Below are 13,486 nucleotides of genomic sequence, written 5' to 3'. Positions count from 1 at the left end.
CAAGAATTCCTACCATCAAAGAGCAAGAAAGGAAAAAAGACGAATGATGTACTTCTATATCTTCGCGATCATTGCGGTTATAGGTATTGGTCTCGTCAGCTCGCTGGCATGATCGCAAAAAACTTGTTCGTTGAATCCAATTCACGAGAGCCTCAGTCCTTTCTTGTGCCATAAATCGCGTCAATAAGTCTGCAAACTCGGACGGTCTCCTTTACATCATGCACTCTTACGATATCCGCTCCATTGATCACTGAAACAGCAGCTGATGCTAAAGACCCCTCCAATCGTTCCTCCTTGGGAAGATCAAGGACTTTTCCTATGAAAGTTTTTCTCGATGCGCCTACGAGCAGCGGCCGCCCGAGGCTGCGAAACTCCCTCAGCCTCCTGAGAATATCGAGGTTGTGGTGAACCTCTTTCCCGAAACCGATGCCTGGGTCGATTATAATCTTATCCCTACTAATTCCGTTTTCCTCAGCCTCTCGGATCTGTCTGGCCAAAAACATCAAGATATCGCCGACCACATCCTCGTAAGCAATGTTCAGTTGCATTGTCTGGGGGTCTCCTAGCATATGCATAATGATAACAGGAACATCCAGTTCGCTCACCGTTCTCATCATTTCTCGGTCCCTGAGGCCTGAGACGTCGTTAACGATCTCCGCACCGATCTCAACGGCTTCTCTCGCGATTGAGGGTTTTCGCGTATCTATCGATATAGGAATGTCGATAGAAGGGATCACTTCTTCAAGAATCGGGATCACTCTTTCTCTTTCCACGGTTTCTGGAATTGGTGTTGAGAACGGGCGTGTGGATTCCCCGCCAATATCTATAATATCTGCCCCTTCGTCGACCATCTGGAATACTCTCTTGATCGCTGACTCCCTGCTGAAATACGCCCCTCCGTCGAAGAATGAGTCGGGTGTAACATTGAGAATGCCCATGACGAGTGTTTTATCGAATTTAAGCGATTGATTGGAAAGCTTGATTGGTTCCGTTGATAGTGAACGGTAATTTTTCAATGCGTCCAGCATTATTCCAACTGTAGGATTGTCGCGATATTTCGTGAGATTCTTGTAGAAAGACGCGTCACCGAATACGAGATATCTACCTCGTCCTGATTTGGTACTCATCCTGATGTCGCCGCCAGCGCCTCCAATCAATTCCGATAGATTTGATAAGTCTTCAGTTTCACATTCGGCTTCAAGATAAGTAAAAATGAAATCCTCAATCTCCTCGCTTGAAAGGGTAGGAGGATCGATTTTTAAACGAGACCATTCGTCGAGCGCTTCTTTATATGACAGATAAGAACGGATACGAGCGATCATGATTAACCAGTAAGCAACGGTTCGATGAATTCGACAAGATCGACTACTTCGACCTTTGCGCCGTTCGATTCCTTGCCGAGCCTGAGGTTGTTCACGCAGAATGGGCATGAAGTCACTAGGAAATCGGCAAATGACGCCTCGTCGACTCTCCGAGCAGCAATTTTAGTTGAGAGGTCAGGGAATGCTGACCTTACGCCACCGCCACCACCGCAACACCTCGCGGTATCCCTATTTCTTGGCATTTCCTTATATGTGAGATCGGGGATCATTGAGAGCACCTTTCTTGGAGGATCGTATACACCGCAATGCCTTCCAAGATGACACGGATCATGATATGTGACTTTCTTTTTTAGCGGTATTAAGTTAAGTTCCTTGCCAGCGAGAAATTCTGAGATATGCTTGACCTTAAAATTGATGTCGACAAACTTTGGGTATTCCTCTTTAAACATTCTATAACAACCGGCGCAAGAAAACACGACCTCATCCACGCCAACACTCTCGACCGCTTTGACGTTTTTCTCCATGAGTGAAATAAGATCCGCTTCCTTCCAGCCAACTCTTTGCATAACACTCCCGCAACAAACCTCGTCAAGGAGAGTGAAATCCTCGCCGAGCTTCTTTAGAATTGACAGCGTCGCGTTGGCGCTCTTCACATTCCTATATGCTGAGGTGCAACCGATAAAATAGCCTATTTCAGCATTCCTCGGTTTCATGCCAAAGCGATCAATCACCCGATCCCTTTCCCCGTAAGGATTGCCGAATGAAAGGATGTTTTTGATTATTTTGCTGTGCTGTGGGAGTATGAACCCATTCGCCACAAGGTCCTTTCTCGCGCTCTCAACGACTTCAACAACTTCAATGCTTGAGGGACATCTCCTCTCGCAGTCCTTGCAGGTCGTACACTGAAATAGGCTTTCCACGACAGACTGATCTGCAGGAATCTCCTTCCGCAGGAGGCCGTACGAAAGGATCATTCGCCCTCTTGCGACACTGGGATCCCAGCCTATTCCTTCAAAAACAGGGCAGACACTTTTGCAAAAGCCACAATATGTGCAAGTCATAAGCGTTTTGAGCTCGTTTTTCAAGTGTTGTGCTTCAATTGTTTCAGCCATGTTTATCAACCCTTGGCACGGTGACGCTACCATCCATCAGTATGAGAATCTTTGCATCCTTTTTCTCCTGGAGTGCAGCGTTGATGGCGGATTGTAGGCTATTGAAGGGTACTATATTAGCCTTTCTGAGCGTCTCAGGATCCAAATCTGTGACAGCGAAGATTTTAGATTTCAATAGAATCTCGGCGATTTTCGCGGTCTTGTGGTATCCAAGCTTGTATTCTCTCGAAAGGTTCTCGAGAATCTTCTGCGGATCAGATGAGAGCGATAGTTGCTTATAAAATGTATCGTGTCCGATACCATGCCGGCATTGCGAGACCAAGATGATAATCCCACCTTCCTTCAGAGCCCATTTCGCATTATCGAGAGCCTTCTGAGATTGATATAGGTCGACATCCATTGGATATGGAGCGACGCTCACAATGATGTCGGCCTTTTCCGCAATCGGGACAACAAACACCTCATTCGCCCATTCAACGGCTTTTTCAAACGCTGCATTGATGTCACCCGACGCGGCCCGGTATATCCTTTGGTGTCTATCGAGCACTAATTGAATCGAAAAAATCTTGGTTCGATCGATTGCAAGTAATGCATCCATCATGTCTTCATGAACTGGATTTCCGGACAGGACTAGTATCTGAGCTTCTGGTCGCATCGCGAGTTTGTGGTTCTGTTCGATCGTTTCATAGGACGCAACCCCCGGGAAAAATGATTTTCTACCGCCCGTATAACCAGCAAAATAATGCGGTTCGACGCTTGTAATCACAATTAGACGATCTGCCTCGACGGCAATTCTGTTCACCCACATCTCCGTTCCATTTTTCGAACGACCAATACATACCATCTCATCTTTTTTTGAGTCATGTGCATGAATTTTTGCTCTGATTTTTTCGAGATGTTTGCCGAAGATGAATCGGTACTCTTCCTCTGTTGGCGCACGATGGCTTCCAGTTGCGATGAGATATGTGGCGCTTTCCAGATTCATCAGGCCATCGAGGATGTCCAGAACCTTGTGAGTCGGAGTAGGGCGGGTCGCATCGTTGACGATGAATACAACATTTTTTGCCCCCTTAAGAAACTCAGGCAATGATGGTGATTTAAGAGGATTTTTTATCGCTTCACTAATGATTTCTCTCTCATCGCTGATGGCGACATCTTTTGGATATAGGACACCTGCAAAATTTTTGTCTGGGATCTCGAGATGCTGCTTTCCGTCCTTTCCGTACGGCACTGCTATTTTCATGGTGTGATCATAAATGAATCATGAACCTCCTAATAATGGTTTATCTCACACAAAGGCTCACCTCGCCCCTTCCAATCATCTTTATTGAGAAATTCGAAATAGCTCTGGAGTTTTTCGTCTACGGTGGCTGAATGTTGAAATTAGGACCTTTCAATCGAACACATCTCGATGATGCTTCTCAATCTTCAGTCCCTCTGGAGGGTTGGCACTTTCTGGGGTCGCAAAAGAATAAATAAGGGTGTTTTCGTGACCGTGTTTCTTCATCATCCGTCATGCGCTGATGGCTGGATGCTAGACAATCAAAACCAGAATTGATTAACTGGTTTTCCATCAGTCATTCAGCTTTCAGTATCATAAATGCAAATCCCAGAACCAGGATCTTAAAAACTTCAAAGAAAGGGTTGACCAGTCTCGGCGGCATTGGGAAACTTATTAATATAGAGACTCATTTCCGAACTTGTCCGAAAACGGAGGATATTAATGGTCACGAAAAAGGCTAAAGCAGCGACCAGAAAAGTCAAAGACCGATGGAAGGCAAAGGAGTGGTACAAGATTTACGCTCCTAAGATGTTCAATGAAATGCAAATCGGCGAAACACCTTCTGCCGATCCCAGCTCTCTTATCGGTAGGACGACAGAGGTAACAGTGCACGATCTCACAGGTGATTTCTCCAAGATGCACATTAAGCTGAAATTCAAGATTACTGAGGTCAACGGTTTTGACGCAAGGACGGTATTCGTGGGACAGGATCTGACAAGCGACTATGTTAGGCGACTGACCAGGCGAAGAAGGACGAAGACAGATCATGTTGTTGACGCTAGAACAAAGGATGGATATCTCGTTCGCATTAAACCGATGAGTGTGACTGAGAAGCGCATCCAATCATCTCAGGAAACGGCGATTCGTGCGATAATGACAGAAACTATTCAAAAACTGGCAGCGGACATGACAATAACAGATCTTGTCAAAGCGATCATTTCTGGTGATCTAGCAAAGGAACTGGCGAAAGCGAGTAAGGTCGTTGTGCCGATAAAGAGGATGGAAATCCGGAGAACGGAGGTTCTCGAAATGGGAACACCTCTGCAGGAGGGTGCGGCTATCGCATCTTCGGCGATCGAAAGCACTAATCCAGGAGGTACAGGGGAAGGCTCTGAGGCACTTCAAAATACTTCTGCATCCCCTGTAGAAGAAAAAATTAGCAATAACGTTGGTAGTGATCACCAGGAAAATCAAGCCGGGGTGGCTCAGCCTGGTGGAGCGTCGGACTCATAGGGTTTTGTTGGTTAAGGATACGCACCAGGGATATCCGAAGGTCACGGGTTCGAACCCCGTCCCCGGCATCACTGGATTGAACATCTGTTAATAATTATTTGCTTGTTTTAGAGTCTCTAGAGGTCCTTGCTTTTCGTCTTTGTGCACCTCTTATATCGATTCTTAGTGACGGTGGTAGAGATATCTTATGTCTTGCGTTTCAAATTCTGGAATCTTGATGACACAGACATGTTGAACTTCTTGGTTACTGCGCAGAATTCATCTATGAAGTTTTGTTGAAAAAGGCGTCAGATTTAAGAAGAGATCAGATTAAGTGTACATGACAAGAAATCGCGAGGCCAATGATTTTTTATCAAGGGAACATTTCACTATGAAAAAAGCAAAGATCAGGAAAACGATCACCAAGCATTGAAGTGGTCTTAGGGTTGAGGCGCTTTGAGGGTCATTATTTATACTGGAAAAGGAGGCGTTGGCAAGACCTCTGTAGCCGCAGCGACTGCGCTGCGATCTGCAAGACATGGCTACAGAACAATTGTCATGAGCACTGATTCGGCCCATTCCCTTTCAGATTCGTTTGAGATTCAGCTCTCTGGCAGGATTAAGAGAATCGAAGAGAATCTCGACGGTATCGAGGTTGACGTGCTTTACGAACTCGAGCACAGGTGGAAGGAGATCCAAAAATATCTTTCCGATTTCCTTGCGGCAGTTGGCGTCGAAGGAGTTGCGGCAAAAGAAATGGCGATATGGCCTGGCATGGATCTGATGTCTGCACTCTTTTATCTTTGGGATTTTCAGAGGTCGAATGCGTATGATGTCGTCATAATCGATACTGCGCCAACGGCAGACACTTTGAGGTTGCTGAGTTTTCCCGAAATCTCCAATTGGTATTTTGACAAGCTGTATCGGGCTTTTCGAAACCTATTGAAAATCGCCAGGGCGACTGTCGGCAGGGTTATGAAAACACCTTTGCCCTCCGAGGCAGTACTCAGCGACATTGACGAACTCAGAGAAAGAATGAAGAGTGTAAAGGAAATTCTCACGAATCCCAATATTACTACGGTTCGGCTTGTTGTTAATCCTGAGAGGATGGTGATCAATGAGACAAAACGCGCCTTTACCTATCTTTGCCTATATGATCTGACAGTCGAATGCCTTGTCGTCAACAGAATCTTGCCAGAATGTAGCGAGGTTTACTTTAGGCAAAAGATGGAAGAGCAGCGATGTTACATGGACTTGATCAACGAGGCCTTTAGTCCCCTAAAAATCCTCAAGGCATTGCAGATGCCTACGGAACTTGTCGGGATCAAAGCACTAGAGGCGCTAGGTGACATGCTGTTTGGCGACGGAGACCCAACTGTCATATACTCGCGGGAGAAGCCGATGGAAATCTTTGAAGAAGACGGCATTGACACCCTTTCCTTGAAATTACCGTTTTCAACGAAGGAGCAAGTAGAATTATATAAAGTCGAAGATTCATTAATTATTCAAGTCGGCGCCTATCGACGGTCGATCACCCTACCGTATTCACTGATCAACAGTGAGGCGGATAGGGCGGAATTCAGAGATGGCCGGCTTCTCGTCAGGTTCAGGAGGCCTGTACAGGATGACGGAGGAGAAGGAGCCAGAGGGGATGGATCAGAGCGTAAGGAGGGTTAGTGAATCGATTTTTTCAAGGGAAGCAAGCGAACATCTTGTGAGGGCAGGCACAGAGATTTTGCTCGCTCTCGATTCAATGATACCAGAGTCGAAATTTCCGCCTGAGGCACGGAGGCATTATCTCGCTGCAAAACGTGAGTTTCTTCTTATGGTCAAAAGCATCATCGATGCCAACCTTCAGGTTATTGACAGCATTCAAAAGAGGGAGCGTTCTATCAAGAAGATTGATGTTCAGTGAATTATTTTCATTGTCGCGCGTCCGCATGTCGAGAATTTGTATACCGTCGTCAATTCTTTGACAATCGTAATGTATAATCAATCCTGTTGTCAATGCGCTCATAAGATCAGGCAATCATTTTATCAATTCATGTTAATCTCCCATTGGGGTTTCGGATGTCTTTGTGCCTCGTACCATATCCTGAAAACTGCACGGGTTGCCGCTTTTGCGAACTCGTATGTTCTCTCTCTCACGCTAGAGTTGTCAGCCTGGAGAAAGCACGATTGAGAGTTGTTCGAAAGGACATCATCAACGATATTCCGGTGGTCTGTGCCCAGTGTATTGATAACGAAGGTGAATGTTGTGCCAGCGTTTGCCCTGAAAAGGCCATTTCATTTAACGGCACGGCACTGGTTGTTGACGAGGAGAAGTGCACGGGCTGTGGTCTCTGCGAAGACGCATGCGCCTACGGCGTCATAAAAGTCAATGGCATTGCTCAAAAGTGCGATTTGTGCGGGGGCGATCCTCTTTGCGTCAAATTTTGCCCCTTTGGGGCAATTAGGTATGAAGAAATGAAGAAAGGGAATTTTCAGAAGGTTCTTTCGCTCTTGGGGGGTTGATTGTGGAGGGCTACGGAGGCAAGATACTGTATGTCAATCTCACGGAGAGAAGCTTTAGGAAGGTGGAAATGACAAAGGAGCTCGCCTCTAAATACCTAGGTGGGGAAGGCGTTGCAGTCAAGTTATTCGCCGATCATGTAAATCCAAAAATCGATCCATTCGATCAGAGGAACGCAATTGTGATCGCACCAGGTCTCCTCACAGGTCTCCCAGTGCCAACGGCTAGTAAGACAGCGTTTGTCTCGAAGTCTCCTCTGACTGGAACGATCGCTGAATCGATCATGGGTGGTGGGATTGGCGCTCAAATGAAGGCGGCAGGTCTCGACGCAATAGCAATCACTGGTAAGAGCAAGCAGCCTGCCATATTGCTGATCGATGATGGCCATGTCAGATTCGAGACCGCATCAAATTATTGGGGAATGTTTACGCGCGATGCCGCAAAAGCAATCAAAGAGGATCACGGAGATTTTACTGTGGCTACGATAGGTCCTGCTGGCGAATCGCTCGTCCGATATGCATGTATCGAGTGCGAGGATCGACAAGCGGGAAGGGCAGGTATCGGTGCGGTCTTTGGCTCAAAGAATCTGAAAGCGATTGGGATCAGGGGGAACGGGGACATTGCAGTTCGCGATCCAGATCGATTGATCTCCCTTGCACTGAAGTGGCAGGAAACGATGGAAAAAAGCAACGCGTTCATCGAGGATACGAAATACGGTAGTGGAGAGTTCCTTGAGTGGGTAAACTCTGAGCGTGGTGTTTTCCCTACAAGAAACTGGAAGGAAGCAGTTTTTGACGAAAGGAAAGAGATAGATCCGTACTACTGGGCACCGAGATATGCGATAAAAAACAAGGCGTGCTTCGCATGCACTAAAGCGTGTGGTAAACTTTTTGTCATTCGCAATGGCCCCTATGCAGGCACCGTCCTCGACGGAATTGAGTACGAGACACTTTACGCGCTTGGCAGCCAGTGTGGAAACTCCGATATCGAAGCCCTTGCCAAAGCGAATGAACTTTGCGATCTATATGGTATCGATACAATTTCAACGGGTGTCGTCATTGGATTTGTCATGGAGCTCGTCGAAAAAGGATTGGTCAGTGAGGAAGAACTGGGTTTCAAATGCCGTTTTGGTGTCGCTGATGCCGTACCAAAGATGGTCGAACTTATCGGACGCAGGGATGGTCTCGGCGCCCTCTTTGGCGAAGGTGTTCTCAGGATCTCTAAGACCATTGGCCGCGGCTGCGAGGACTTTGCCATGCATGTCAAAGGAATGGAGCCTCCTGCGTATGATGTAAGGGGTATGAAGGGGATGGGTCTCGGATTCATGACATCATCTAGGGGCGCCTGTCATCTTAGATCAGGGTTCTATGCTATTGACTTAACAGGAAAATTCTGGCGTTTCAGTGGCGTCGATCGGTTTTCACCGATTGGCAAGGGAGAAGCAGTCAAATTAATGGAAGACTTCATGATGGTCTACGACTGCCTCGGTATTTGCAAGTTTTCCAGGGGTTTCTTTAAAATCGAAGGCTTCATCGAACTTCTCGATGCAGCGATTGGGAAATCGTTTACGGAGGAGGACCTTCTCCTGATAGGCGAAAGAATTAACAATTTGAAGCAAGTCTTCAACCTGGGTGCAGGAATAGGAAGGGAAAACTACCGCTTACCGAAAAGGATCACTCATGAGCCAATCCCTACCGGAGTTTCGAAGGGGGCGATATTAACTGTCGATGAAGCAGAGAAAATGCTTAGCGATTACTTCATCGCGCGCGGATGGGATGAAAACGGTCACCCGTTGAAGGAGAAATTGGCTCAGCTCGGTTTGGAGTGATTTGAGCTTAAAATGGTTATGACTACAAGAGGTGGTCGTAACAGGACGAGCAGAGAAGTTGCCCTTCATGCGCACGTAGCTCGTTGGAATATGAACCGCAATTGTCACAGTACCCCTCAGCGAGTCTGGTGGCGGATGCATTGACTGATGTGCCGCTTCTGATCCGCGCCCACTCCCTCGTAATTTCGATGAGCGATGGAGACAACTTAAGGATATCATTTTCCGTCAGAATACCAATAAGCTTCCCTTGTTTTACAACAGGCAGTCGTCTGACTTTTAATGTGGACATCTTCTTAGCTGCAGAGGAGACGCTCTCCTTTGGACCGACGGTGATCAGCGGTGAAGACATGATCTCTCTTATCTTAACCTTTGATGGCGTCTTGTTCTCTGCAACAATTTTGTTGACGAGGTCCCTTTCCGTGATTATGCCGATGGCTTCACCATCCTGGACGATGATGATGCTTCCCACTCTTTCCGTCTTCATCAATTTTGCCGCTTCCTGCACCGTCATTTCCGGATCGCCAATTATGGGCGTTTTGGTCATGATTTCCTCGACAAGGATATCGTCTGCCCTGCTGCTCATGATAGTATGATTGTTAGTGAAAGTAGAAATTCTTTTTGAAAGAACTCGTACTTCAATAGTTGCAATCAAAACTGAGCATGAAACAATTGATATCTCAATTCTTTTTCGACATTGAGGAAAACGAGGTGGATTGGATGTATTATTCCACCTCATTTACTCTAAGGATGTTAATTGGGGGGATTGATTTCAATATCATTGTATTTTGCACTTGAAAACTGTAACCCTCATTGCACAAGAGATAAATCTGATCAAAGAAATGGGATTTGAGGAACGGGAGTATTATGAACGACGCAGAGGGAGAAGTGGCAGTGAAGATGGCGCGAAAGGTCGTGGATGCGGAAGCACGCCGCGAAAGAGTCGAAGATATCAGCTTTCCTGAGACCTTCAGAGAGAAACGGGGAGTTTTCGTTACACTTTCGACTTACCCAGATCATGACTTGCGCGGCTGTATTGGCTATCCGGAGCCGATTTTTTCTCTAGAAAAGGCGCTCATCAATGCGGCGCAATCAGCATGTCACGATCCTAGATTTCCCCCTCTAAGGGAACACGAATTAAAGGGGATCGTCGTCGAAGTCAGCATATTGACGCCGCCCCAGATGATCAAAGTCTCAGATCCAAAGAAATTGCCAGAGCAAATCATCGTGGGGGAAGATGGCCTCATCGTCGAAATGGGTCCATTTCGCGGTCTTCTTTTACCACAGGTTCCTGTTGAATATGGTTGGGGTGCAGAGGAGTTTCTTTCGCACACATGTATGAAGGCCGGTTTGACGCCTGACTGCTGGTTGGATAAGCGAGCAAGATTTTTTAAGTTCCAAGCAGAGATTTTCGCTGAAGAGAAACCTTATGGTCCTGTCGCAAGAAAGAAGCTGAAGTGATTCGATGGAGATCGTTGTCGAGGGACGAGCGTTTTATCAAGGAACTCTTGTCGATTGTTGTATTGGTATTGAAGGAGGAAAGATTGTTTCTATCAAGAAAATCCTGAAGGGTGAAAAGCATTATAATTATTCTAATAAGCTCATTCTTCCAGCCGCAATTGACGCACATGTGCATTTTAGAGATCCGGGCTTAACACACAAAGAGGATTTCCAAACAGGTACGATCGCGGCTGCGTTTGGAGGTGTATCATGTATTTTCGACATGCCAAATACTTTACCTCCAGCAATCTCTGTTGAGGCTATCAGAGAGAAAACACAGTTGGTCGCAAAGAAGGCCTGGGTCGATTTCGGACTTTTTGGTGGCTGTGCGCCTTCTTTCAAGCCTGAATCGATTGCGGATATGGTTATTGGCTATAAACTGTTCATGAGCTCAACGACGGGAATGCTCCTCGTTCCAGATGATCAATCACTGACAAAAATACTGGCGTCTGTTTCCAAGACAGGCAAAGTGATCAGCGTGCATGCTGAAGATGAAAAGATGATTCTGAAGCTTCCTGAAAAAAATCTTTTTGACCACGATCGCAATAGACCGATTGAGGCAGAAATCAATGCCATAAGAAAGCTTGTTTGGAATTTTTCAGGAAGAAGAATACATATTTGTCATATCTCTGCGGCAGCAAGCCTAAACTCAATTGAGAATTCAAAGTTCACGACCGAGGTGACGCCACACCATCTTCTTCTTGATAATTCGTTTGAACTTGGGGCATTTGGGAAAGTCAACCCGCCATTGAGGAATAGGAACGAACGTGAGCTCCTATTTGAGGCATTCGCTAATGGGAAAATTGATATCATTGCATCGGATCATGCGCCTCACACGATTGAGGAAAAAGAAGACGATTTCGATATTGCTCCGTGTGGCATGCCTGGTGTTGAAACAACTGTCCCCCTCATGCTCAATCTTGTGAGGCGTGGGCTCATCGATCTCAAGACACTTATAATGTGTGCATGCGAAAAGCCAGCTCAAATTTTCGGTTTGCCTAAGGGAAGAATCGAAGTTGGTTTCGATGGGGATCTCGTTGTCGTCGATCTCAAGAAGATTGAAAAGATTAGGGCGGAGAATCTTCACAGTAAGTGCGGGTGGACCGCGTTCGAAAATTACGAAGCAATCTTTCCGCATTCACTTTTCCTTCGGGGAATGCTTGTTGTGGAGGACCGTTCAATCGTCGGCGAACGCGTTGGGAGGAATGTCGTTGTCCATCGAGAAAAGCCTCAGCGTTGACCTCTCTCAACTCCGAGGATTCAAGTTCAGTTGCCTTGATAGGTGTCAGCTCTGTTGCTTGTGCCAGCCAGAGCTGTTGGATGGAGAAGTGGAATACTTTCTCAGGCATCATCGAGAAGCGGTTTGTTTTAAGAAAAGACCCCACAAACATTATGCAATCAAATTGAAGCAAAATCAAGGGCCATGTATTTTTCTAGCCGAAAGAAAGTGTTCAATTTATGGTTTTAGACCACATTTCTGTCGTCAATTCCCCATTCATTTTCATGTTTTGGATCGGATCCAGGCGGAGCTTGACCTCTCATGTCGAGGGGTCTGGAATGAGCAGGGAGACAATCTGGAGGGCGTTGCCTCGCGACTAATTCATGAGAAAAATGAAATTCTTGCTAAGACTTTGAAATCATCAAGGAAAATTTATTCGGAATTTATTTCAGAGTGTCGAGATGCGGGATTGTGGAGAGATCCTAACGAAATAAGAATTCAGGTCTCACATACGCTTGAGAGATTTGTGGATTTGAAGTTTCTTGCTCGAGTACTGGAGCTCTCTGTGGAGGACAATGAGCTAAGTCTGAGCGAATTGAAGGATGAAAAATTGTCGAAAAGCGAATATGGTGATATCACAACAGTCGCCATGGAGGCAACCCTTGATTCGATATCCGTTACAAAAATTGTTGACGCACCAGTATACTGTGATGAAGACGGTTCCTGGAATGTTTTCATAACAAAGGGAAGCAAGATCGATTGGTCCAGGATACTTGACGATGGTTCCATTGAGCATATCGAGACCATCGACCCAAAATCAGTGGAATTGCTGATGCCTGATGAAAAAGGGAGGAACTTGCTTTCGAAGTATCTAACGCTGTTGAATCAACGGGATAGTGTTTTTGGGTACGCATGTTACCTCGTTGATTCTTATGAATACGAGGATTTTCTATCAAACGTTTATTTTGGCATCATTGGCACTTCGATTCTCGACTTGCTTTGGAGGGGTTCATTATTAGCATTTTTGCGTGGAGGAAAACTTGATGAGACCGGTGTTAGGGAAGCAATTATTTTCTTTGATATGGATTTGCTGGATGCACCGACGATCGGGGCCTTCGTATGATCGCAATCAATTAATGAACGCAAAGATTCAAATAGTCTGGGCGTTATCGGGCAACTGGTGACTGAGCATGCAAAAACCTCTCACGGTTCTCAATCAGGCTATCAACCGCCATGTCATCGTTGAACTAAAGGCGAACAGAGAGTACAGAGGGATATTGGACGGATATGATCCTCACATGAATCTCGTGCTCAAGAATGTTGAAGAGCTCGTCAATAAAGAGGTTGTGAGGAAACTCGATATCGCTATAGTGAGAGGCGATAATGTCATCTACATTTCACCTTGATTGTTGCGAAAGATGAAAGTGCAAGGAGAGAAGAAGAATGGTCAAAGGTACGCCTTCAAAGGGAAAGCATGCGAATCGTAAGACACACATCCCCTG

General features: G+C 46.0%; 12 protein-coding genes, 1 tRNA gene and 1 pseudogene. 10 read left to right on the top strand and 4 right to left on the bottom strand.

Features of this window, described 5'->3' with window-relative positions:
- Positions 1 to 152: 152 nt before the first annotated feature.
- Genes folP through larA form a run of 3 tightly spaced genes read right to left on the bottom strand, consistent with a single transcriptional unit; the run spans position 153 to position 3,677 of the window.
- Positions 153 to 1,322, bottom strand: coding sequence for a dihydropteroate synthase (folP, locus tag QHH00_08145; protein MDH7509344.1), 1,170 nt, complete (start codon positions 1,320 to 1,322; stop codon positions 153 to 155).
- A 2-nt stretch (positions 1,323 to 1,324) separates the two neighbouring features.
- Entirely contained in the window at positions 1,325 to 2,434 is a 1,110-nt protein-coding gene (locus QHH00_08140) for a (Fe-S)-binding protein (protein ID MDH7509343.1), read from the bottom strand.
- Positions 2,427 to 3,677 (bottom strand): nickel-dependent lactate racemase, encoded by a 1,251-nt coding sequence (gene larA, locus QHH00_08135; GenBank protein MDH7509342.1) that lies wholly within the window; start codon positions 3,675 to 3,677, stop codon positions 2,427 to 2,429. The genes QHH00_08140 and larA overlap by 8 nt, the downstream gene beginning before the upstream one ends.
- A gap of 480 nt (positions 3,678 to 4,157) precedes the next feature.
- On the opposite strand from larA, the pseudogene QHH00_08130 reads away from it, so the two are divergent.
- The 6 genes and pseudogenes from QHH00_08130 to QHH00_08105 all read left to right on the top strand — a co-directional run bounded on the left by QHH00_08130 (position 4,158) and on the right by QHH00_08105 (position 9,268).
- Positions 4,158 to 4,760, top strand: a pseudogene (locus QHH00_08130) (30S ribosomal protein S3ae).
- Positions 4,761 to 4,910: 150 nt separating this feature from the next.
- A tRNA-Met gene (locus QHH00_08125) sits at positions 4,911 to 5,017 on the top strand.
- A gap of 367 nt (positions 5,018 to 5,384) precedes the next feature.
- Positions 5,385 to 6,605 (top strand): ArsA family ATPase, encoded by a 1,221-nt coding sequence (locus QHH00_08120; protein MDH7509341.1) that lies wholly within the window; start codon positions 5,385 to 5,387, stop codon positions 6,603 to 6,605.
- A complete protein-coding gene (locus tag QHH00_08115; protein MDH7509340.1) occupies positions 6,580 to 6,843 on the top strand; it encodes a hypothetical protein in 264 nt (87 codons plus the stop codon). Before QHH00_08120 ends, QHH00_08115 begins: the two co-directional genes overlap by 26 nt.
- A 155-nt stretch (positions 6,844 to 6,998) precedes the next feature.
- Positions 6,999 to 7,442: a 4Fe-4S dicluster domain-containing protein gene (locus tag QHH00_08110; GenBank protein MDH7509339.1), complete on the top strand. Its 444-nt coding sequence runs from the start codon at positions 6,999 to 7,001 to the stop codon at positions 7,440 to 7,442.
- A 2-nt stretch (positions 7,443 to 7,444) separates the two neighbouring features.
- A complete protein-coding gene (locus tag QHH00_08105) occupies positions 7,445 to 9,268 on the top strand; it encodes an aldehyde ferredoxin oxidoreductase family protein (protein ID MDH7509338.1) in 1,824 nt (607 codons plus the stop codon).
- Between the two features lie 22 nt (positions 9,269 to 9,290).
- Here QHH00_08105 and QHH00_08100 read toward each other — a convergent pair whose 3' ends face one another.
- On the bottom strand, positions 9,291 to 9,851 hold the full coding sequence (locus tag QHH00_08100) for a CBS domain-containing protein (protein MDH7509337.1): 561 nt from the start codon (positions 9,849 to 9,851) through the stop codon (positions 9,291 to 9,293).
- Positions 9,852 to 10,132: 281 nt separating this feature from the next.
- Here QHH00_08100 and QHH00_08095 point away from each other — a divergent pair, with 281 nt between their 5' ends.
- From QHH00_08095 to QHH00_08080, 4 genes are all read left to right on the top strand, one after another.
- A complete protein-coding gene (locus QHH00_08095; GenBank protein ID MDH7509336.1) occupies positions 10,133 to 10,726 on the top strand; it encodes a TIGR00296 family protein in 594 nt (197 codons plus the stop codon).
- A 4-nt stretch (positions 10,727 to 10,730) separates the two neighbouring features.
- The gene (pyrC, locus tag QHH00_08090; protein ID MDH7509335.1) at positions 10,731 to 12,005 is read left to right on the top strand and encodes a dihydroorotase; all 1,275 of its coding nucleotides are present in this window, start codon (positions 10,731 to 10,733) and stop codon (positions 12,003 to 12,005) included.
- 268 nt (positions 12,006 to 12,273) lie between these two features.
- Positions 12,274 to 13,107 (top strand): hypothetical protein, encoded by an 834-nt coding sequence (locus tag QHH00_08085; GenBank protein MDH7509334.1) that lies wholly within the window; start codon positions 12,274 to 12,276, stop codon positions 13,105 to 13,107.
- 67 nt (positions 13,108 to 13,174) lie between these two features.
- The gene (locus QHH00_08080) at positions 13,175 to 13,390 is read left to right on the top strand and encodes a small nuclear ribonucleoprotein (protein ID MDH7509333.1); all 216 of its coding nucleotides are present in this window, start codon (positions 13,175 to 13,177) and stop codon (positions 13,388 to 13,390) included.
- Positions 13,391 to 13,486: the final 96 nt, after the last annotated feature.

This window comes from Methanomassiliicoccales archaeon, assembly GCA_029907465.1.
Classification (GTDB): Archaea; Thermoplasmatota; Thermoplasmata; order Methanomassiliicoccales; family JACIVX01; genus JACIVX01.
The sequence above is the reverse complement of the archived record's forward strand: the minus strand, read 5'-3'. Positions and strand labels throughout refer to the sequence as shown.